This is a genomic window from Limobrevibacterium gyesilva (genome assembly GCF_025989185.1).
Classification (GTDB): domain Bacteria; phylum Pseudomonadota; class Alphaproteobacteria; order Acetobacterales; family Acetobacteraceae; genus Limobrevibacterium; species Limobrevibacterium gyesilva.
In genome coordinates this window covers 1-21,666 of the sequence record NZ_JAPDNT010000021.1, presented here as the reverse complement: position 1 = coordinate 21,666, position 21,666 = coordinate 1, and the positions used below count along the sequence as shown (strand labels likewise).

Below are 21,666 nucleotides of genomic sequence, written 5' to 3'. Positions count from 1 at the left end.
AATTGAAATCCGATATCATTTGAAGGCTGCTGACGCAGCCAAGAGAGTAACGGTTTCCAAAGGCCTTTTGGCCTTTGGCGGGTCCAGGGCAGAGCCCTGGCCTTTCACCGCCCTTCCGTGGAGCGCCGGCCCCATGCAGATGCTGCTCATCATTCAGCTCCTGTTCCTGCTGACGCTGGCAAACGGCGCGCCGGTGATCGCGCGGAAGATCCTCGGCAATCGCTTCGCCGCGCCCCTGGATGGCGGGCTTGTGCTTCCCGACGGGCATCCGCTGTTCGGTGCGTCGAAGACGATCCGCGGCATCGTTGCTGCGGTGCTGGCGACAGCGGCGGGCGCGCAGCTCATCGGCCTGGGCTGGCAGACGGGGTGCCTGGCCGGCGCCGCGGCGATGGTGGGCGACCTGTTCTCCAGCTTCTGCAAGCGCCGCATGGACCTGCCGCCGAGCAGCCGGGCAACCGGCCTTGACCAGATTCCCGAATCATTGTTCCCGCTGCTCGCCTGCCGCCTTGTGCTGCCGGTGACGGTTGCGGATATCGTCGCCTGCGTCGTGATCTTTCTAGTCGGCGAGATCCTGCTGTCCCGCATCCTGTACAGGCTGCATGTTCGGGAGCGGCCGTATTGACGGACAGGTGACGCGGCTCGCTCGTTCATGAGACCATGCGCGTAGATCCCGGCTGGAGTTGCTCATTCCTTGCGCCGGGTGATGCTCCATACGGTCATGTCCCAGGCATTATGGATTGCAACCACCAGCAGGATCCCCAAGGCGAGAGCGAGGATCGCGCATCCGAGATCGACATGCATCGCCAACCCGACCCCCGCGCCCGTTTCGGACAAATAGCCAATCACCGGCAGCACCGCATACCAGATCCGATCTTCCCAATCGACCGATGCGATCCGGCCGCCTCGCACCAGGTCACGCCAGGCAACGCCATGGTAGGCCAGGCCAAACCCGCCGCACCCGGCGATCATCAAGCTGAACAGCGCAGAATTCCGGATCGGTGCCAGGGCGATCAGGCATACGGCCAGGATGCCGGCGAAGTGGACGACACTGGCTGACAGGAACACCCGCAGCGCCGCGTTCCTGCCGGGGGAAAAGATGCCGGAGGTGACAGACGCGGCGACGAACAGCAGGCCGGTCATGGTCGCGGATGCTCCGCCGAGGAGCGCATAGAATTCATGCCACGATGCCAGCGCCTCCAGAGTGAACGATTGCGCACCGTCGACTGTCGGCATTTGCGACCCTCTCAGCGCGTGAAAACGCGATCATGATACAAACACGCTCAGCCAGTCCCCCGTCGGTCTGCGCGGCGGCGAAGGTTCGCTTCCCGCCGAAGCGAACCCGGCTCGACGGTACCGTCCGCCTGATCTTATCGACCGGGCTCCACCCTCATGATTCCATTCGCAGACGAGCGGCCACACGCGCGGCTGGGCAACAACGGCTGCCAGCGCGTGATCGTCGGAGGCGGAATCGCGCCCTCAGACAGCGAACTGGCAGAGCATGACCGGATCAGGTTGATCCATCATGCTCCAGAGGGCAGTTGAAGAGGTCGCTCAGCGACAGCATCCACCGCCACGGCCCTGACGCTCCAGTTGGATTGGCGGGCACGGGACCGAACCGTAGGAGCAGAACACACAACAATCCCCTTCCTTCGGTCGAAGCAGCGCACGGCAGCCCTCGCACTCGTAGAAGAACTGGCAGGCGTCGGTCGGCATCTCTTCCATTTTGCGGAAGCCGCAGTGCGGGCAGGCGATCTCGGAGCGAAGCTCAGGATGCCGGGTTGCCTGGACCGGGCCAGTCAAGGCGACATCTCCAGCGGCTTGGGCAGCTTGTCGAAAAAGAGATAAAGGGCGGCAATCCGGCCGTCCCGGGCAATGATGAAATCAGTCCCGGCGTAGGCTGGCGCCTCACCTGGACGGCCCGATACCCATTGGACCCGCCCGCCATTGCCCAATTCCTCGGGCTCGGCAATCGGCTCATATCGGAACTCTGGATGAGTAGTCTTGATCGCGCCCGCGACGCGATCGATCTCGTCGCGGCCACGGTAGATGCCCTTGGGCTCGTAGAACACGCAATCTTCGGTATAGATCTCGTCAATGGTCGCGCGCCGACGCACGGGGTCGCTTGCACCGAAGACCTCGTGAAGATTGCGGGTCAGCAAGGTCGATATGCTGTCGGACATGGCTTGTCTCCTCTCGGCATCGGGTGTGGATTCCACCCTGAGCGGACCATCAGCCTGGGTACCATCCGTCCGGTTTTGACCGCTAGTGTCCTGCCCCCGAAGTTCGCCGCATCTTGCGGCGGACGCAGGGGCCAGCAGGCCACTGAAAACAAAGGGCTAGTGTCCTGAATCTGAAGTTCGCCACCTATGCGAACTTCAGATTCAGGACACTAGCCACGATGCAGATGGTGCAGCGTAATCTCGGGCAGGCAGTTCAGCCGCACCGGCACCACGCTCGATCCCGCCCCCACCGAGGTGTAGCCGACCATGTCGTTGTAGCGCCACGCGCCGGCACCCATGCGCCGCGGCAGCACGGAATCGAGGGTGATCGGAATCGAGCCGGGCAGGCAGATCTGGCCGCCATGCGTGTGCCCGCTCAGGATCAGCCGGAACCCGGCATGGGCGGCCTGGCGGTAGATTTCCGGCGTGTGCGACAGCAGGATCGAGAAATCGCCATGGCCGATGCGTGACGCGGCCTTCTCGATATTGTCCACCCGGAAGTAATGCGCGTCGTCGATGCCCGCCAGGTGAATGGACTGGGCGCCGCGCTCGATGGCAACGGACTCGTTCAGCAGCATCCGTATCCCCATCTCCTCCAGCCCCGGCACCATGCGGATGGTGTCGTGGTTGCCCAGCACGCCGTACACGGGCCCGGTCAGGAAGGGGCGCAGCCGCGCCATCTCCTCCATCGTCGCATCGAACGGCCCGAAGGTCTTGCCGCGGAAGTCGCCGGTCAGCACGCAGATGTCATAGCGCAGCCCGGGCAGGATCCTGGTCAGGCGCTGCATCGCCTTGCGGTTCATGTCCGCGTGCAGGTCGCTGATATGCAGCAGGGTGAACCCGTCGAACAAAGGCGGCAGGTCAGGGAAGCGCACGTCATTCTCCACCACCCGGATGCGTTGCGCGTTGCGGTGCCCGCGCCAGTACAGCCCCGTGACCTTCAGCGTGTTGCGGATGACGGAATGGATGGAATACCAGTTCTCGACATGGAAGAAGTTGATGCCGTGGCCGAACACATGGGCCTCGAAATCGTCTTCGATGCCCAGGCGCTGGCGCGCGTGCAAGCGCCCGAGGCGCTGCTCCAGCTTTTCCGGCACGTCCTCGGGCATGGCCGGCCGCCGGCCGGGGGAGGCGGGCATCAGTTCACCCCCACGGCCGCGCCGAACACGGCGCCGATCTCGCGATGCACCACCAGGTCCGCCATGTCGTCCAGCCCGGTCGCCTCTCGGTTGACGATCACCAGCCGCGCGCCCGCCTGCCTGGCCAGCACCGGCACCCCCGCCGCCGGATACACCACCAGCGAGGAGCCGAGCACGATGCAGCAATCCGCCGCCCGCGCCTCCGCTTCCGCCCGCCGCATCGCTGCCTCCGGCATCGCCTGGCCGAACGAGATCGTCGCCGTCTTCACCAGCCCCCGGCAGCGCCCGCAGCGCGGCGCGGCGCCGTCGCGCTCGAACGCCGCGCGCAGGTCATCCAGCTCGTGGCGCGTGCCGCAGTCCAGGCAATGCGCATAGGTGGCGTTGCCGTGCAGCTCGATCACCTGCCCGGCCTCCACGCCCGCCTGCTGGTGCAGCCCGTCGATGTTCTGCGTGATCACGCAGGCGGCCTTGCCCTCGCGCAGCAGCCGCGCGCAGGCGCGGTGGCCGCGGTTCGGCCGGGCCGCGCGCATCACCGGCTCGCTGTCGAACTTGCGCCGCCACGCCTCCCGCCGCGCCGCCTCGGAGGCGACGAAATCGGCGAACCCGATCGGCCGCATCGTCGTCCACACCCCGCCGGGGCCGCGGAAATCGGGAATGCCGGACTCCGTGCTGATGCCCGCCCCGGTGAACAGCACGATCCGGCGCGCCCGCGCGATCTCCTGCGCCAATGCGGCGACGTCGGCATCCATGCGTCGTTCCTCCGGTGATCGGTGCGCCCTGACATCACCACCTTAACATATGGCGTTCCCGACATATGGCGTTCCCTGGGCCGCCACCCGCCCGCCGGACAGCAGGGCTTGACGCCGGACAAGAACATAACCAGAACTTACCCCATGGCGCCTGATTATGCCGAGCTGCAGACCGCCACCGCCTTCTCCTTCCTGCGCGGCGCCAGCCACGCCGAGGAACTGGTGGCCATGGCCGCAGCCTTGGGCCTCGCCGCCATCGGCATCGCCGACCGCAACACCCTGGCCGGCGTGGTGCGCGCGCACGAGGCGGCGAAGCAGGCCGGCCTGCGCCTGCTGGTCGGCAGCCGCCTCGCCTTGCGCGACGGCACGCCCGACCTGCTGTGCTACCCCACCGACCGCGCCGCCTGGGGCCGGCTGTCCAAGCTGCTCAGCATCGGCAAGCAGCGCACCCGCAAAGGCGAATGCGCCCTCGATTTCGCCGATGTCGCCGCATACGCCGCCGGCCAGGTCGCGATCGTCGTCCCGCCCGCGCGGCTGGACGGCGGCTTTCGCGCGACGCTCGACACCATCCGGGAGGCCTTCGGCAGCCGCGCCTATCTCGCCGCCACCCGCCGCCACCAGGGCGACGACGCCCGCCGCCTGCGCGCGCTGTCCGAGCTGGCCGCCGACGCCCGCATCCCGCTGGTCGCCACCAACGACGTGCTGTACCACGCCCCCGAACGCCGCGCCCTGCAGGACGTCATGACCTGCATCCGCGAAAAGACCACCATCGCCCGCGCCGGCCTCGCCTTGGCGCCGAACGCCGAGCGCCACCTGAAGGCGCCGGCGGAAATGGCCCGCCTGTTCCGCGACCATCCGCAGGCCGTCGCGCGCACCATGGACATCGTGCAGCGCTGCCGCTTCTCGCTCGACGAGCTCGCCTACGAATACCCCGACGAGCCCATCCCCCCCGGCCGCACGCCGCAGGCGCACCTGGCCGCCCTCACCTGGGCGGGGGCGGCCGCGCGCTATCCGCAGGGCATCCCCGCCCAGGTGCGCGCGACCGTGGAGAAGGAGCTGTCGCTGATCGCCCGGCTCGACTACGCCCGCTATTTCCTCACCGTGCACGACATCGTCCGCTTCGCCCGCGGCGCCGGCATCCTCTGCCAGGGCCGCGGCTCGGCCGCCAACTCCGCCGTGTGCTACTGCCTCGGCATCACCGCCGTCGATCCCACCGAGATCGACCTGCTGTTCGAGCGCTTCGTCTCCGCCGAGCGCCGCGAGCCGCCGGACATCGACGTCGATTTCGAGCATGAGCGGCGCGAGGAAGTGATCCAGTACATCTACGCCCGCTACGGCCGCGCCCGCGCCGGCATCGCCGCCACCGTCATCCATTACCGTCCGAAGATGGCCGCGCGCGAAGTGGGCAAGGTGATGGGGCTGAGCGAGGACGCCACCGCCGCCCTCGCCGCCCAGTCCTGGAACGCCGGCGGCGACCTGTGGCCGGAAGACCGCCTGCGCGAGATCGGCCTCGATCCCGCCAGCCCCGTGGTCCGCCGCACCGTGGCCCTGGCCCGCGAGCTGGTGGGTTTCCCCCGCCACCTTTCCCAGCATGTCGGCGGCTTCGTGCTCACCCGCGGCGCGCTGGACGAGACCGTGCCCATCGGCCCCGCGGCGATGGAAGGCCGCAGCTTCATCGAATGGGACAAGGACGACATCGACGCGCTCGGCATCATGAAGGTCGACGTGCTGGCGCTGGGCATGCTCACCTGCATCCGCAAGGCGTTCGCCCTGCTGCAGGCGCGCGGCACGCCGATCCGCGACCTCGCCGACATCCCGGGCGAGGACCCGGCGGTCTACGCCATGCTCTCCCGCGGCGATTCCATCGGCGTGTTCCAGGTGGAAAGCCGCGCCCAGATGAACATGCTGCCCCGCCTGCGCCCGGCCACGTTCTACGACCTGGTGATCGAGGTCGCGATCGTCCGCCCCGGCCCCATCCAGGGCGACATGGTCCACCCCTATCTGCGCCGCCGCCAGGGACTGGAGACGGCGGACTTCCCCTCGCCTTTGCCGCAGCACGGCCCGCCCGACGAATTGCGCCGCGTGCTCGGCCGCACCCTGGGCGTGCCGCTGTTCCAGGAACAGGCCATGCGCATCGCCATCGAGGCGGCGAAGTTCACGCCGGAGGAGGCCAACCAGCTGCGCCGCGCCATGGCGACGTTCCGCAATGCCGGCACCATCCACGCCTTCCGCACCAAGATGGTCGAGGGGATGGTGGCGCGCGGCTACACCCGCGATTTCGCCGAGCGCTGCTTCCGCCAGATCGAGGGCTTCGGCACCTACGGCTTCCCGGAAAGCCATGCCGCCAGCTTCGCGCTGCTGGTCTATGTCTCGGCCTGGCTGAAATGCCACCACCCCGCGGCCTTCGCCTGCGCGCTGCTGAACGCGCAGCCCATGGGCTTCTACGCCCCCGCCCAGATCGTGCGCGACGCGCGCGAGCACGGCGCCAGCGTGCGCGGCGTCGACGTGAACGCGAGCGAGTGGGATTGCACGCTGGAGGCCGGCGCCACCCTGCGCCTGGGCCTGCGCCAGATCGCCGGCTTCCGCGCGGACTGGGCGGCGCAGCTGGCCCGCCGGCGCGGCACGGGCTTCCCCGATTTCGCCGCCCTCGCCCGCGCCGGCCTGCCCCGCGCCGCCCTGGAGGCGCTGGCGGACGCGGACGCGCTGCGCAGCCTGGGCCTGGATCGCCGTGCCGCACTCTGGCAGGTGCGCGGCCTGCGCGACGACGCCGCCCTGCCTTTGTTCGCCCACCTGCCCGCCGCCGTCCGCCCCCCATCCCTGCCGCACATGCCTTTGGCCGAGCAGGTGGTGGCGGATTACGAGACCACCGGCCTGTCGCTGAAGGCCCACCCCATGCGCTTCCTGCGCCCCGCCTTGGCCGCCGAGGGCGTGCAGAGCTGCGCCGAGGCCACCGGCCGCAAGGACGGCGCGCGCGTGTGCCTGGCCGGCCTGGTGCTGGTGCGCCAGCGCCCCGGCAGCGCCGCCGGCGTGGTGTTCGCGACCATCGAGGACGAGACCGGCATCGCCAACGTGGTGATCTGGCCCGCGGTGCTGGAGCCGTTCCGCCGCGCCGTCATCGGCAGCTCCCTGCTGCTCGTCGCCGGCCGCATCCAGCGCTCCCCCGAAGGCGTCGTGCACGTGGTGGCGGAAACGCTGGAGGACCGCTCGGGCCTGCTGCGTGGGCTGGAGGAGGCGCCAACCCCCTTCCCGATCACGATCCCGACGACCCGGGCCGACGAGATGCCCCCCGCCTTGCCGCGCTCGCGGGATTTCAGGTAGGTGTCGGCACGGATACCGTTCCGAACGATCGGCCTTGCTGAATGTCGTACGTCCGCTCCACCAGTCGCTATGCATCACTCGTAACGGAGAATACAATATTGGATTTACCAAACTAACCCTCCGCCGAACTGACACCCTCTCCATAAACTCTATTTCATCTTATCTTCGGATCTAGACGTCCGCCCACCGTTCACGACATACCGGTGAGGGATTTATTTGAAGCCTATGCTTCGGGTCGCACTCTTGCATGTGCCTGGGACGTTACATATGATAACTGTTACTTCGCCCATTTCCCAAGCACGATGAGGCGCTGAGGTGTATTTTGGCGCGGAATCTACACAAGCAAACTACCTTCGGAGTGACTGATGCCCCTCGCCGCGCGCTGTCCGATTGTCATAATTTCCTTCAATCGGCCGGACTACCTCAGGAAGACGCTGGAATCCCTGGTCGGCCAGGCAGGCATCGATCTACAGCGCCGCTCGATCTTTCTTTTTCAGGATGGCGCCGTCAATGAGTTCAGCGGTCGGACTCATTGCGACCCGGCTTTGGCTGCGGCGAATATTGAGCTGTTCCGCACGCTGGTTCCCCAGGGCGTCACCAGGCCCGCGCCGCGCAATCTGGGCGTAGCGCTCAATTTCGATCGCGCGGAGCGCTTCGTTTTCGAGGAGTTGAACGCCGACGCGGCGATCTTCCTGGAGGACGATCTGGTCCTGGGTCCCTATTATCTCAAGACGCTGGAGCGATTGCTCGACCTCGCAGTTCAAGACGAGCGGATCGGTTACGTCGCAGCCTACGGCAACCATCGCGCCAGCCACGACGAGCAGATGCGCCATCGCTCAACCCTCATCCCGATGGGCCATAATTGGGGCTTTGGTCTGACCCGCCGCCAATGGCTGCGCCAACGGCCATATGTGGATCAGTATCTGGACATCGTGCGGTCGGCGGACTACCGCGGGCGCGATCACGATAAAATCATCGATCTGTTTCATTCATGGGGCCTTGGCGTGCCTGGCACGTCGCAGGACATTGCCAAGACCCACGCAACTATTCTGACGAACGCCGCGAAGATCGTGACGTATCCGTGTTTTGGCCATTACATTGGCGAGTCGGGTCTTCATTTTGATTCAGACACGTTCCGGAAGATGGGCTTTGGCAATACCCATGTGATGACCGAGGACGTGTTTCAGCTGGTCCGCCCGACAGATGCCCAGCTCAACGAGATCATCTCGGTTATTCACCGATCAGCCATGATCGAGGCCGTACAGCGGCGAAATCCGGCCAGCCCGCCTGTACGACCTTCCGCCACGCCGTCCGCCCCTGTTCCGGGCGATGCTTCTCCACAGGAGCTACAGCGACAGGTCCGGGCATTGCTCGGCGCAGGCCGCACGGGCGATGCCGAACAACTCTGCAGCAAGGCGCTTGCGGCGTATCCGGAATATCGTGATGAGTACGGACATCCGTGTTTTCTGAAAGAGGCCGTGCGCCTCGCGCTCGCACGGCGCGACGTTGAGGCGGCGCGGAAACTGGCCATGAACCTGCTGGCGCAAATCAGGAAAGGCGATCCGTGCGTACACATTCTGTTCGGGCGGCATTACGCTCGCACCGGCGATACCGAAGCCGCGCGACGCGAAGCCGAAGCTGTCCTGGCCGTCGATCCTACGAACAGCGAAGCCGCAACATGGGCCACGATGGCCTCCGGCTGACCGATAACTGAGCGGGCAGCGGAAACCCGCCTCATCGCAGCGGGACCACGGGGACGCCACTCAATGGAGCGTCAGGGTCAGCTGCCCACATGTCGAAGAAGGATAACAAGGCCATTCTGGCCTTGCGTGGCGAAACCCGCCTTGCAAGGCCGGTTGCCGCCCCCTCGCAAGAGCGCAACTGCAGCATCACGGATCGCACGATGAAGCCCAACATGTCCGACGACGAGGTCGATCTGCTTCGCAATTTCCTGGTCTGCTCGGACCGATATCTGGAGTTCGGTTCAGGTGGCAGCACGTGCCTCGCCGCCTCGCTCGTCAAGACATCGGTGACGGCCATCGATTCGTCACAGCAATGGGTCGACTCCGTTGCCCAGGCCTGCGCCGCGCACGCCGACTGGCTCCAACCGACGCTGATCTACGTGGATATCGGTCCAATCGGCGACTGGGGCTGGCCAACCGACCCGCAAACCAGGCCCCGATGGCCTGCATACCACGCGCGAATCTGGGCACACCCAGACACCGCGAAAACGGATTTCATCCTGATCGACGGCCGCTTTCGCGTTGCGTCCTTCATGCAGAGCATGCTGCGGTGCCTACCCGATGCATTCATCGCAATGCACGATTTCAGGTCGCGCCCGCATTTGCATGTTGTGGAGGAGGTCGCCCGCCTTGTCGCGCGGGCAGGAGAGCTATCAGTGTTCCAGCGTCGTCGCAATTGCGACGAAACCAAGATCCGTACCATCCTGGAGAGTCATCTTTACGACGCATCGTAAGTGTGCGTTACAATACGAGACATTGGCGGATGATCGTGTCGCCGCGAATTCGCCTAAAGCAGTGTGGCCCGCCCACTTCGGGAGTATCAGGCGCGTGAATCGGCACACAATCGCGCAACTTCTACTCACGCTCGCATTACCACTCGCCGCCGGCTGGCCGCCACCGGCAAGCGCGCAGCGTGTGACGCAGCCGGCGCCTGCGCCCAGCAACGCTGTAAGCCTGCGATCCCACGGTGCCGTGCTGGATGGCACGACGGACGACACGGCGCATCTCGTGGCGGCGATCGCGGCTGCCCACGCAGGCGCGGCAGTCCTGATCGACGGACCGGCCTTCATCGCCCATCCCGCGGCGATCACGCTGCCCGCGGGCACAAGCCTGATGTTCCGTGGCGAGGGCCGATTGATCACGGCATTCGGCTCCGTGCGCTCGATCCGCATCGACCGCCACGGTGCAGGCTACACGTCCGTTCCAGCCGTGGCCATTACCGGGAGCGCCCGGCTGGGTACAGTGTCGATGGGCTTCAGCCAGTTTGAATTGGCCGCCCCCGGGGCGGGATATGTCCCGGGTGATATCCTGACACTTCAGGGCGGGAAATATGCTCAGCCGGCCAAACTGGCAGTCGTCGCCACGCAGGTGGTATCCGCGCGGATCGTGCATGGCGGCTCGGGCGGTACTGACGGCGTAAGCACCGTCACTGGCACGTCAGGCGACGGAGTGCCATTCCAGGCGAGTGTCACCATCTCCGGCGGGGCTCTGAGGGCCGTCAACGCAATCACGGCGGGCGGTCATTACACGCGAAATCCGGCGAACCTCGCCAGCGAACCCGTAGCCGGCGCCAACTTGACCGGAGCAACCCTCGCGCTGTCAATGGGCGTCGGCGTCACCACGCAGGGCAAGAAAGCGACGACACCGACCGCCTACGTCGCAGACTTCGGCTCTTACATCGCACTGCCCACGGGTGAAGTGCCGCTGTCGGGGGGAACCGGCAGTGGCGCCCGGCTCGCCGGCATCTCCTGGCATGTCCAGTCCATCGCGGTTATCGACAGCGGCTCCTATCCCACCGCGGCCGTGCCGGTGATCACGTTCTCGGGCGGCTCACCTGCCTACGCCGCTCAGGCCGTCGCTCAGGGCGAACGGCCGGTGCTCGATGGCCCGGTGATCGCGCCGGCCACGCACGTGTTCGATGGCTATTCCCATATGGCCGGTACATTCGGCGGCACCACGCTGGAGGCGGTCTGGTTCGGTGCAGATCGAACGGCAGCCATCGACAGCACGTTCGCGTTGCAGGCATGGGCCGCGTCGGTGCCTTCTCCCGGCGGGAACGGACATTGCGGGGCCGGAACCTACCTGCTCAGTGGCACCGTACTGCAGAGATCAGGCACCACACTGGCAGGCGAGGGCGCGGCAACCACCTGGAAGGCCGCACCGAACTGGAGCGGCGGCAACATTCCTGGTTATGCATTCCCGTTTGCCGGCATCGACAACACGATGATCGCGAACGAGCATTACGATGTGCCGTTCAATGCCGCGAACAAGGTCGACAAGAACCTGACGCTCCGCAACATTTCCTTCGATTATTCCGGTCCGGCGTCGCAGCGTATCAGTGGCGACAAGGCGATTATCTACCGCATGGTACGCAACGCGACCCTGACGGATATCCGGTGTTTCAATGTGGGCGATTGCACTGCCATGCTTGGCAGCGACACCACGAAAGTCATCCGCCTCTATGCCCGCGGCGTGTCCAACGCGGCCGCCGACCATTGGGAGAGCCCGACCAACGCCCTTGTCGAGGATCCCGACATAGACATGGCGGGCGACCCGTTCGGCAAGTCCATGTATGGCGTGCTGTTCACCGCGACGGACACGGCGACGCGCTTCGGCCTGGCGAGGAACAACACGGTTCGCGGCGGGCGTATTGCCGGCTTCACCGAAGCGGCCATCTGGGCCGATAACGGCAACTGGGAGATGACCGTTGAGAATACGGCCATCGACTGCAGGCACAATGGTCATGGCGTCGGCATCTTCATGACCGGGTCCGGTGGACAGCACAAGATAAGCCGGGTGGCGTTTAGCAATTGCACGCGGCCGGCAATCTACGCCAATCCCCAGAAGGATGCCTCTCCGGATGGCATCGATGTCTCCGATGTGCGAATCACAGGGCAGAGCGTTACGGCTCCGATCGTTCTCAATGCCGCACCACAACAGGCCTCAAATCCGGCACGGCATGTTCACATGAGTCTGCATGGCGTACACGTGGACTATGCTCCCGGCTCTGAACGGCCGCCCTATACGGTCGTCGCATCGCCTGGGGGCGATGTTGCAATCGATGCACGCAGTCAGTTGTCCCCCGGAAAATCCGGCGCGGTCCTTCGCAGTGGAAGTGGAAAATAGGCGGGGCGTGCAGGCGACGAATATCGAGGTTCAGCGAAATCCGGGCGGCTAACGACAGACCGCTTGATGCCGCGCGTTTCCGTCCGGATATCACCAAGAAGTTGCCCCACAGACATCAATTCACGCGCCTCCCCCCGCCTTCGGCGCACTCCGATACAGCAAGTCCGTCTTCTGCGCGCTGCCGGCACTCGACCCCACCCAGTACGACACGGTGGCCGTCGCCATCGCCGCCAGCGTGCCCAGCAGCATGTTCAGAATCGTCTCGCTCCCCGCCGGCAAGGCCCGCGTCAGCGCCGCCCACATCACCACGCCGAACGTCGTCAGCACCACGAAGCTCACGACCACCGGCGCCCACTGCACCGGGCTGCTCGCCTGCGCCAGAGACACCGTCTGCGCCCGCGCATCCGCCACGTCCTTCAGCCGCGCGGTCAGCAGATCCAGCTCCGCCTGCCGCGCCGCCTGCTCCTGCTGTGCCGCCAGCTGCGCCAGCTGATAGCGCAACTGCGCCGCCAGTTGCGGATTGGCATTGATCGCCTGCTGCGCCACCTGGTCGTCGGTCGTGCCGGTCACCGTCTGCACCACCTGCGCCACCGCCGCCGCGGTCTTCTCGCCGGCCGCCCCGAACAGCCACTTCCCGATCTCCGGCGCCAGCGACAGCGCCAGCGGAATCAGCGCACCCATGTCAGCCTCTCCTCAATCCGTGAAAACGCTCTCGCGGCCCAAGGGGGCCGCTGACGCTCATCTCGCCGCGCGAAGCGCGCGTCAGCGACGCAGCAGCACGCTGGTCACGAACCCCACCGTCGCGAACGCGGCCCCGCCCAGCCAATGCATCAGCTTCATCGCCCCAAGGCTCTGCGCCAGCGTCTGCCCCACGTTGTCCAGCTTCTGCTCGATCACCGACATGCGCAGCGCGGAACTTATCTCGATCCGCTCGATCCGCCCCTCGATCGCCGCAACCTTCGCCTCCATCCGGCCCAGCACGCGCGCCATCTCGCCGTCCGCGGCGGAAGTGGTCGGATCTGCCATGATTCGGCCTCCTGGCCCGAGATGGCGCGGCCGCGCCGCGCCGTGTTGTGTCAGCCCAGCAGGCCGCGCTGGAACCCGCCGCGAAACGCCGCCCTGCCGCCGCCCCCCAGCAGCCCGCGCAGCACCGCCGCCAGCTTCGGTGCGATCAGCGCCACGTTGTTGGGCCCCGTCGGATGCAGGGCCAGGCCGTCGCTGCCCCGGCTGGTATCGAACATCCCCGTCGTATCGACATAGCGGCACGCCGCCGGATTGCCGCAGGCCGCGATCGCCGCCTGCAGATTGGCCGCCTGGTTGCCGTTGAACGGCCGCAGCACCGCAATCGCCGCCGCCGGGCAGGCCGCGATCACGCCGTTCAGCACGGCGGTCATTGCGGCCACGGTGTCGGCCCCGCCATCATTGGTGCCGACATTGAACACCACCAGCGCCGGCGCCGGCGCGAAGCTGCGCGCCGCCCCCTGGTACAGCAGGCCATAGGAGGCCGGCAGCGGCGGCACATTGCCCGATCCCGTCACCGACAGGCCCGATCCGCCGAATCCCACCACGCCCACTTCCGCCCCCAGCAGGCCGCCCAGCCGGAACGCCCAGCCCAGCATGGCATCGTTGCGGTCGGTGTCGTCGGCCGCGGCCTCGCCCAGGGTGCGCACGCCCTCGGTGATGCTGTCGCCATACACCAGCAGGTTCAGCGGCGCGGCCGAGGGCAGCAGCACCGCGGCCCCGCTCGCCAGCACGAGCCCGGTGAACACCACGGCGGTCGCGCCGGGGCTGTTCCAGCGGTTGCGCGTCTCGGTCGTGGCCTTCACCACCAGTTCCAGGAAGTGCCAGGGAATATCGGCATTCCCCAGCGTCGCCGCCGGCATGGCGCAGGCGATCTGCGCGGCCAGGCCGGCCTGCGTCCACGCCCCCACGCCGTCGATCCGGTACCAGATCTGCGGCAGCGGCGACAGCGCGTTCGCCACGTCGAACGTCAGCGTGCAACTGCCGCCGCTGAACAGCGTGCGCAGATAGGCCCCGGCATTGATGGTGGTGGCCGCCCCCGCCGCAATGTTCCAGGTGTACGGCGAATACAGCAACGCCGGATCGTCGGGCGCGATCCAGGTGCCGCCGGCGATGTCCGTCACCACCAGGTCGTCGATGCCCATGGCCAGCGCCGTCCCGCCATCCAGCGCGTAGTACAGCCCCGCATGGCCCGCAGCGCTCACCGCGGTGTCGCTCACCGACACCTGCCAGCCCGCCGGCTCGGGCAGCCGCGACGGCCACACCTTGGCGCTGATCGTGCTGCCCTGGCACTGCGCGCGCAGCATGACGGTATCGGATGCCTGGAACGTCACCCCGCTGGCCGCCACCATCGTCAGCAGCGCATAGCTGCCGCCGACCCGCCGGAACAGCAGCAGCTGCAGCTCCCCCAGCGTGCCGTTGTTCCCCAGCACGATGGTGTAGCAGTTCTGGTACGACGCGTCCGACCGCAGCACCACGCCGATCGCCGGCACATGGTTCGCCGCCAGCGCCGCCAGCCGCTGCGATGCCGTCACCTGCAGGTCGGCCACGGCGGCAATCCCGGTCAGCAGCGCCACGTCGCCGTCGTTCTGGCTCGTGGCCCCGAAAGACTGCGTGTGCGCCCCGACCGGCAGGGCCGTTCCCACCGCCCAGCTGCCCACCTTGGCCGCCCAGCCGGCGGGCATGCCGCCCACGGCGGCGGCGTCGAACCCGCCCGCCGCATCGTTCGAACTGTAATAGATCGTCATCGCGTCAGAACCACCGGTAAAGCGGACTGCCTGCCACCGCCGTCACATAGATCATCTGCCCGCCCGCCAGCGCCTCGTCCCAGTTCGGCCCGGTCCCGGCCTGCGAGGCCGTGAACACGCTCGCAGGCGCGCCGGCGGGCGGTGCCGCCGCCACCGTGAAGCTCACGCTCGCCCCGGCCGGCAGATACAGCCGCGCCCCCACCGCCCCCGCCGGCATCACGCCCAGCGCCACGCCATTGGCCGCCCCCGCCGGCACCGGGCTCAGCGCGCCCAGGCCGGTCGATGGATTGTTCGACAGAACGGTCATGCCCCACTCCTCAAATCATCAGCCAGCTGTTGAGGGGTTGCGACCAGGCCAGCGACACCGCCTCCTTGATGGAAGCCGAATTCATGGTCACGGCCGCCCCCGCCATCCCGTCGATCGTCGCGGTCAGCGTCACCGCTCCGGCGCCGAAGCGCTTGACCACGATCTCGTGCCCATCGCTGCCGCCCGCCCCCAGCGTCATCGCCACCGCGCCCGCCGCATTCACCAGCGCCACGTTGTCGGCCGGCGAGATCGCGCCGCTGGCGGTGTAGGTGCTGCTCAGCAACAACAGCGGCGCCGCGCCGGCACCGCCCGCGCCGGACACCGCGGCCCAGTCCACGCCCGCCACGTGCCGGTTGCCCGTCGTCAGGCGCTTCCATCCCAGGAACGGCTGCCCGTTCACCACCGCCGGCGCCGATGACGCCACGAAATGCCCGGTCACATACGTGCCGCTGGCCGGCTGCGCCGCGCTGCTGAACACCGTGGCCGACAGCATCCGCCCGTAATTCGCATCGCCGGGATCGCACACCTCGATCACATGCGTGAAGTCCTCGCCCGCCGCCGGCACGGTGCCGACGCCCTGGTTCGCCGTGCTGGTGCCGATCGCCGCCGGATTGCAATGCACCACGTTGCGGCGCAGGACATTCAGAACCCCCGCCGCCTGCGACACCGGCAGCTTCACGTTGCGGAAATGGTTCCCCTCGATGTCCGCCCCGCTCAGGAACGCCAGATACAGCGCGATGCTTGGCGACCCGGCGCTGCCCCAGGTCCCGTTCGGCCCCCGCCCCGACGACTTGAAGAACGGATCGCCGTCCAGCGTGTTGCCGGCGATGCGGATGCGCTGGTTCGAGATCACCGATGTCGGCCAGAAAATCCCGAACTGCCCGAAATCCGCGATCTGGTTGCCGACGATCTCCAGCCCGTCATAATCCATGTCGGACACGGCATAGTCGAACTCGATCGCATTCGGCCCGGTGGTCTGGATGATGTTGCCGGCGATGCGGGAATTGCGCATGGCGCCGGTCACATGGATGCCGGCATGGCTCAGCATCGCCTCGGTCATCGCCCCGTTATAGGCGCCGAACACGCCCACCTGCAGCGCCGTGCCATAGCCCCACTGGCTCCACGCGCTCACCGCCGGCAGGGTGCGCACCAGCGTGTTGCCCTCCACCCGCAACCAGTGCCCGCCCGGCGAGGCCGCCGCGCCGGTCACGCTGTTGGACCCGTCGGTGTTCGATTGCCCGTTGAGATAGAAATTGCCGACGCCCGCCCCGTACAGGTCGGTCACGCTGCCAATGGCGCTCACCGGCATGCCCGGCGCCGACGCCCCGCCCCCCGCCTGCCGCGAAGACCCGCCGACGCGGATATAGGCGGCGACCGTCGATCCCGGAATGAACCCGGACGGGTCGAACACATCCTCGATCACGTTGTCGATGATCTGCACACCGAGATTCGGCGTGTTGCCCTGGTGGTAGAAGGCATCGAAGCCGACATTGATGCCGCTCACCCGGGCGCGCCGGATCACGTTGCCGCTGATCACCGCGGTCTTCGCCCCCAGCACATGAATGCCCGGGCCATCGCTGATCGTGTTGCCGGCGATCACCACGCCAGAGCGCACCGGCGCCGCCGTCGCGTCGTTGCTGTGCACGGAAATCGAATCGTCCCCGGACATCGAGATCTGATTGTCCGTGATGGTCACGTTCGCCACGTCCCACACGGCAATCGAATCGAAGTTGCTGCGCGCCACCCGGTTGCCGCGCACCATCACGTCGCTGCCCGCGACCAGGCCCAGCGAAAAGCCGCGCGCGTCCAGGAACTCGCAGTCCTGCACGCTGACGTTGCTGATGTTCTTCAGCTGCACCAGGAACACGCTGGCGGTCACGTTCTGCCCGTTCTGCCCGCGCGTGCCCTGCAGCGTCATGTCGCGCAGATGCACATCCGCGATCGGCGTCCAGGTCGCCCCAGCCCCGATATTGGAGATGCCGGCATTGCTCCCCCCGGCGCCGCCGCCGCCCTTGCTGTCGTCGATGAACAGAACGGTCTTGCCGCGCCCGGCGCCGCGCAGCACCACCCCCGCCTTCACCACCACCGAGGCGGCGGACATGTCGATCCGGTACTTCCCCGCCGGCAGGAACACCTCGCCGCCCATCGGCAGCGCCGCCGCGGCGGTGATGGCGGCATTGATCGCGGCCGCCGTCGCCGTGGTGCCGTTGGCCACCGCCCCGAAATCCAGCACGTTCAGCCGGTCGGCCCCGCGCGTCGCCAGGCTGCGCGCCGTGGTGGCCCCGGTCGGCTTCACCGTCGCCGCCGACGCATCCGCCACCGGCAACGCGCCGGTCAGGTCGCCAAACTTCCCGCTGCTCGCAACCTTCGCCAGCCCCGCGACATCGGCCGCCGCCAGCGCGCCGCTGCCAATCACCTGGCCCTTCGAATTCACGACCACCTTGGCATAGGTCCCGGGCGCGGTGATGTCCGGCAGCGTCGCCACCACCGTCCCCACGCCCACGCCGGTCACGTCGCCCAGCAGCGTCGTCGGCACCACCGGCGGAACATGCGCCTGCACGAACGCGGTGGTCGCCAGCGCGTTGCTGGCATCCCCCGCCGGCTGCGTCGGCGCCGTCGGCGTCCCCTGGAACGCCGGCGAGTCCAACGGCGCCAGCTGTGCGGGGTCGGCCGTCAGCTGGCCGTTGCTGATCGCCAGCCCCGGCCCCACCCCCACCGGCTCCGGCGCCCCCGGCCCGATGCCGACGCGCCCCAGCAGCATGCCGCTGGCGATGGTCAGCTTCGGCTGGGTGCCCCCCAGCAACAGATCCACAGGCGCCGCATTGGTCGTGCCGTTCTGCTCGATCGCCAGCAGGTCGCCGCCGCTGACGGTCGTCGCCAGCGGCAATTGGTCGAACGTGGGCATGCACACTCCTTGCCGGCCCCGCCCGGGCCCGGCTGCTCGCAGTCACGCAGGAAAATGAAGAAGCCGCCTCAGGCGATCGCGACCCATCCGGTGCTGCCGGTGCCGGTCTGCTTCACCCAATAGGTGCTGCCGGCGCCGCCATCGAGGTTGCGGTAGTCCGACCCCGGCGGCGCCGCCACCACGCCCTGCGGCGAGCCGCGGCCGATGCCGGCGATGCACCCGCTCGCCTCGGTGTCGCTGGAGAGCCGCACATGGCCCGCGCCGTTCGGCCGCAACGCCACGTCGCCGTTGTCGGCGCTGCGCAGGATGGCGCCCCCCGCCCCGTCCGCGCCGAGATAGGCGAACGGCGCGAACCGCCCGGCCCGCCACATCCCCCACGTCGCCGTCCATTCCACATCGCCGTCGGCGGGAACGGCGAGATCCGTGAACGTCCAGTTCTCCTGCAACGGCACCGACCCCGCCCGCGCGAAGCGCACATCGGTGTTGCAGCGAACCAGCAGCCGCCGCTCCTCCGGCAGCGGCGGCCCGGCATAGCCGGTGGCCAGCGCGCCCGCCCCGTCGCCGCTGATGGCGACCGGCACCGTGCTCCCGACCGGCCCGTAGCCGCCGCCGGAAGCGGTCACCACCACGCCGATCACCGCGCCATTGCTGATCACGGCCTCCGCCACCGCCCCGCTGCCCGCGCCGCCGATCGCAACGCTGGCATGGCTGTAGCCGGAACCCCCGGCATTCACCCGCACGAAGCTGAGCTTCCCTGCCGCCTGCGCCTGATGGCTCGACACCATCGCCTGCACGCCCGCCGGTGCGTAGGTGATCATGATGCCGTCAGCGATATCCGGAAACACCACCTGCTGCAGCCCACCCGCCGGCGCGGGGTTGCAGACGAAGCGCGCGGTGAAGTTGAACCGGTTGCCCTCGACGATCACGCTGTCCGTGTCCGCGCACAGGCAGTTGCCGGCATCGCCCGGCCCCACGAAATGGTTGCGCGCCACCAGCACGTTCTGCGGCCCGTCGCGCAGCAGCACCCCGCCCGCCCCGGCCGAAGGCAGGCCGATCCAGTTGCCGGTGATCGCGAGGTTGCTGCAGGCGATGCCGAAATTCACCCCGAGCCCGTCCGTCTCCACGTTGTTCACGCTGATCGCCCAGCCGGTGCAGTCCTGGATGGTGTTGGCGTCCACGCGCACGCAGCTGCCGCCGCCGCAATTGATGCCGAACACGGCGCCGGCGACATGGTTGCCGCTGACATCGGCCTTCACCGAGCCACCGCAATCGATGCCATAGGTGGCGCCCCCCACCACCATGTTCCCGGCCACGCGCGAACCGCTCGTATTGGCCAGCAGACCCGCGCCGCCCGCCGCCCCGGTGCCGTTGTCCGACAGCAGATTGCCCTGCACCACCAGCGCCTGCCCGGATGCCGCGATGCCGTAGATGCTGTTGTCGTGGCAGACATTGCCGCTGACCAGCACCGCGATCGCGTCGGGATTCGCGTTCCCCCACACCGCCGGCTGCGTGTTGGTGGCGTTGTAGTTGCCCACCGCGATGCCGCGCGCATTGTTCCAGCACCGGTTGCCCAGCACCTGCACCAGCCGCGCCTTCTGGCCGAAGCCCGCATCGTTGAAATCGACGTTGATGCCGTATTGCGCGTTGTCATGCGCGCGGCAATCCACCACCTGCACGCCGGCGCAGGCCTGCACCCAGATGCCGTGCGCCGCATTGCCCGCGAACGCGCAATCGCGCACCACGTGCCGGCACGGCGCCGGATCGCTCGCCTGGATCACCAGGCCGCTGCCCAAGGTCGCCCCCGCCGCATTCACGAAGGCGCAGCGATGCAGGTCCGACACCTGGCACAGCCCGGTCAGCAGCACGCCCCAGCTTTCCACCGCCACGTCGGCGCGATTGGCATCGAAGATCACGCCATCGGCCCGGAACTCGTCGGCCTGCACGGCAATCCACGCGCCGTTGCCGGCCTGGCGCGCGCGCTTCAGCACGCTCAGCCCGGGCACGCCCAGCAGCACCGTGCCCGGCCGCGCGATGGTCCACTGCCCGTTCACCACATAGGTCTTCGGCCCCAGCCGCACCGGCTTGCCGGAGGCCACGGCCGCCGCCAGCGCCGCGCTGTCGTCGGTCACGCCATCGCCTTTGGCCCCGAACGCCTCCACCGGCGCCGCATCCGCCAGCAGATCGGCCAGCCTGCGCGCGAACGGCGTGCCCGCAGCGGTGGCGGAGACGCCGGACAGGTCGATCCCGCCCAGCCCGCCGATCCCGGCCATGAACTGCCCATAGGGCACCGCCACGTTCCGCCCGCCCTGCCCCAGCGGCACCAGATCGGCAGTCGCCGGCATCGCACCCGGCGGCAGGCCGGGCAGGTTCAGCGGCGCCGTCTGCGCCGACAGCACGCCCCCCGCCAGCGACAGGTTGCCGCCCAGCGTCACCGGCTCCGGCCCGCCCAGGCCGGCGCTGTTGCGCCCCAGCAACTGCCCGGCCGCCAGCGCGAGCTGCGGCTGCAGCCCCGCCAGCAGTTGCGCGCGCGTCGCCTTGCGCGCCTGCCCGTTCTGGCTCACCGGCAACGCGTCGGTATCGGCCACCGCCGCGGCCGCATTCAGTTCCTCGATCGTCGGCATCGCGCCTCAGCTCCCCACCAGGATCGGATTGCCGTTCTCGTCGGTGATCGCCGCCCCCTCCTGCGTGGTCAGCGCCAGCGCCGGCACCGCCGCCTGCGCCAGCGCCAGCACCGGCAGCAGCACGGTCCGCGCCACCGTCCGCCCGCTCAGCGTCGCCATCGTCATCTGCACGGAATAGACAACGCCCGCCTGCCCGCCCGACAGCCACAGCACCACCCGCGCCCCATCGGCCGCGACGCTGCCCACCACCAGATCCCCTGGCGTCACCGCCACATCCACCGAAGCGATCGCATCGCCTTCGTTGCCCGCCAGGGCCGCGGAAATATCGAACGCGTAGTCCAGCACGTCGGACGGGTCCTTGGCCGGCCAGGCCAGCGCCGCCGGCGGCGCCGGCAGCGTGCCGCGCGGCACCGGCACGAATCCGTCCAGCACCAGCCGGCGGGCGCTGCTCGGCCGCCAGACATGCGTCGTCGCTGTCGTTGTCGACATGATCGGAAACCCCCAGGCAGTTGGCCGAAAGATCTGAAGACGGCGGTCAGTATTCGATGACCACCAGCCCGCCGCCGCCGTTGCCGCCGGCGCCGCCGATCACGCCGCCCGTCCCGCCCGCGCCCGGCGCGATCCCCGGATTGCCCGCCAGCAGCCCCGTCGCGATCGGCGCCAGCGTGCCCGGCGTCGCGAACGCGCCGCCGCCATTGCCGCCACCCACCAGCGTCCCGCTGAACGCCGTGGCACCGCCGCCGGGCGCGCCCGGCACCGCCAGATGCCCGCC

At 68.2% G+C, this 21,666-nt stretch carries 17 protein-coding genes and 1 pseudogene; 5 read left to right on the top strand and 13 right to left on the bottom strand.

Going from position 1 to position 21,666, the window contains the following annotated elements; translation table 11 throughout:
* The first annotated feature begins 19 nt into the window (after positions 1 to 19).
* Positions 20 to 622: a CDP-archaeol synthase gene (locus tag OL599_RS18560; protein ID WP_264715375.1), complete on the top strand. Its 603-nt coding sequence runs from the start codon at positions 20 to 22 to the stop codon at positions 620 to 622.
* Positions 623 to 684: 62 nt separating this feature from the next.
* Here the strand turns inward: OL599_RS18560 and OL599_RS18555 are convergent, their stop codons facing one another.
* From OL599_RS18555 to OL599_RS18540, 5 genes are all read right to left on the bottom strand, one after another.
* Positions 685 to 1,233 carry a hypothetical protein gene (locus OL599_RS18555; protein WP_264715374.1) on the bottom strand — a complete coding sequence of 183 codons (549 nt, stop codon included), beginning with the start codon at positions 1,231 to 1,233 and terminating at the stop codon, positions 685 to 687.
* Between the two features lie 318 nt (positions 1,234 to 1,551).
* Complete coding sequence (locus tag OL599_RS25925) at positions 1,552 to 1,800, bottom strand: GDCCVxC domain-containing (seleno)protein (RefSeq protein ID WP_283949812.1); 249 nt, start codon at positions 1,798 to 1,800, stop codon at positions 1,552 to 1,554.
* Positions 1,797 to 2,180, bottom strand: coding sequence for a nuclear transport factor 2 family protein (locus OL599_RS18550; RefSeq protein ID WP_264715373.1), 384 nt, complete (start codon positions 2,178 to 2,180; stop codon positions 1,797 to 1,799). The genes OL599_RS25925 and OL599_RS18550 overlap by 4 nt, the downstream gene beginning before the upstream one ends.
* Before the next feature lie 209 nt (positions 2,181 to 2,389).
* Positions 2,390 to 3,358 (bottom strand): metallophosphoesterase, encoded by a 969-nt coding sequence (locus OL599_RS18545; protein WP_264715372.1) that lies wholly within the window; start codon positions 3,356 to 3,358, stop codon positions 2,390 to 2,392.
* Positions 3,358 to 4,107, bottom strand: a complete 750-nt coding sequence (locus tag OL599_RS18540) for an SIR2 family NAD-dependent protein deacylase (RefSeq protein WP_264715371.1) — start codon at positions 4,105 to 4,107, stop codon at positions 3,358 to 3,360. The genes OL599_RS18545 and OL599_RS18540 overlap by 1 nt, the downstream gene beginning before the upstream one ends.
* A 144-nt stretch (positions 4,108 to 4,251) precedes the next feature.
* Between OL599_RS18540 and OL599_RS18535 the strand changes: the two genes are divergently transcribed.
* The 4 genes from OL599_RS18535 (at position 4,252) to OL599_RS18520 (ending at position 12,293) form a co-directional block, all read left to right on the top strand.
* On the top strand, positions 4,252 to 7,425 hold the full coding sequence (locus tag OL599_RS18535; protein ID WP_264715369.1) for an error-prone DNA polymerase: 3,174 nt from the start codon (positions 4,252 to 4,254) through the stop codon (positions 7,423 to 7,425).
* 365 nt (positions 7,426 to 7,790) lie between these two features.
* Positions 7,791 to 9,128: a tetratricopeptide repeat-containing glycosyltransferase gene (locus OL599_RS18530; protein WP_264715367.1), complete on the top strand. Its 1,338-nt coding sequence runs from the start codon at positions 7,791 to 7,793 to the stop codon at positions 9,126 to 9,128.
* A gap of 89 nt (positions 9,129 to 9,217) precedes the next feature.
* The gene (locus tag OL599_RS18525) at positions 9,218 to 9,901 is read left to right on the top strand and encodes a hypothetical protein (RefSeq protein WP_264715366.1); all 684 of its coding nucleotides are present in this window, start codon (positions 9,218 to 9,220) and stop codon (positions 9,899 to 9,901) included.
* Positions 9,902 to 10,139: 238 nt separating this feature from the next.
* A complete protein-coding gene (locus tag OL599_RS18520; RefSeq protein WP_264715365.1) occupies positions 10,140 to 12,293 on the top strand; it encodes a glycoside hydrolase family protein in 2,154 nt (717 codons plus the stop codon).
* Positions 12,294 to 12,413: 120 nt separating this feature from the next.
* Here the strand turns inward: OL599_RS18520 and OL599_RS18515 are convergent, their stop codons facing one another.
* The 8 genes and pseudogenes from OL599_RS18515 to OL599_RS18480 form a co-directional block, all read right to left on the bottom strand.
* Positions 12,414 to 12,974 (bottom strand): hypothetical protein, encoded by a 561-nt coding sequence (locus tag OL599_RS18515; protein WP_264715364.1) that lies wholly within the window; start codon positions 12,972 to 12,974, stop codon positions 12,414 to 12,416.
* A gap of 81 nt (positions 12,975 to 13,055) precedes the next feature.
* A complete protein-coding gene (locus tag OL599_RS18510; protein ID WP_264715363.1) occupies positions 13,056 to 13,319 on the bottom strand; it encodes a hypothetical protein in 264 nt (87 codons plus the stop codon).
* A gap of 50 nt (positions 13,320 to 13,369) precedes the next feature.
* The gene (locus tag OL599_RS18505; protein WP_264715361.1) at positions 13,370 to 15,061 is read right to left on the bottom strand and encodes a GDSL-type esterase/lipase family protein; all 1,692 of its coding nucleotides are present in this window, start codon (positions 15,059 to 15,061) and stop codon (positions 13,370 to 13,372) included.
* A gap of 4 nt (positions 15,062 to 15,065) precedes the next feature.
* Positions 15,066 to 15,368 carry a hypothetical protein gene (locus tag OL599_RS18500; protein ID WP_264715360.1) on the bottom strand — a complete coding sequence of 101 codons (303 nt, stop codon included), beginning with the start codon at positions 15,366 to 15,368 and terminating at the stop codon, positions 15,066 to 15,068.
* A 10-nt stretch (positions 15,369 to 15,378) separates the two neighbouring features.
* Positions 15,379 to 18,273: a right-handed parallel beta-helix repeat-containing protein gene (locus OL599_RS18495; protein WP_264715359.1), complete on the bottom strand. Its 2,895-nt coding sequence runs from the start codon at positions 18,271 to 18,273 to the stop codon at positions 15,379 to 15,381.
* A 68-nt stretch (positions 18,274 to 18,341) separates the two neighbouring features.
* The gene (locus OL599_RS18490) at positions 18,342 to 20,894 is read right to left on the bottom strand and encodes a right-handed parallel beta-helix repeat-containing protein (protein ID WP_264715358.1); all 2,553 of its coding nucleotides are present in this window, start codon (positions 20,892 to 20,894) and stop codon (positions 18,342 to 18,344) included.
* 6 nt (positions 20,895 to 20,900) lie between these two features.
* A complete protein-coding gene (locus OL599_RS18485; RefSeq protein WP_264715357.1) occupies positions 20,901 to 21,383 on the bottom strand; it encodes a phage fiber-tail adaptor protein in 483 nt (160 codons plus the stop codon).
* Positions 21,384 to 21,429: 46 nt separating this feature from the next.
* Positions 21,430 to 21,666: pseudogene (locus tag OL599_RS18480) on the bottom strand (hypothetical protein); the annotation flags it as partial.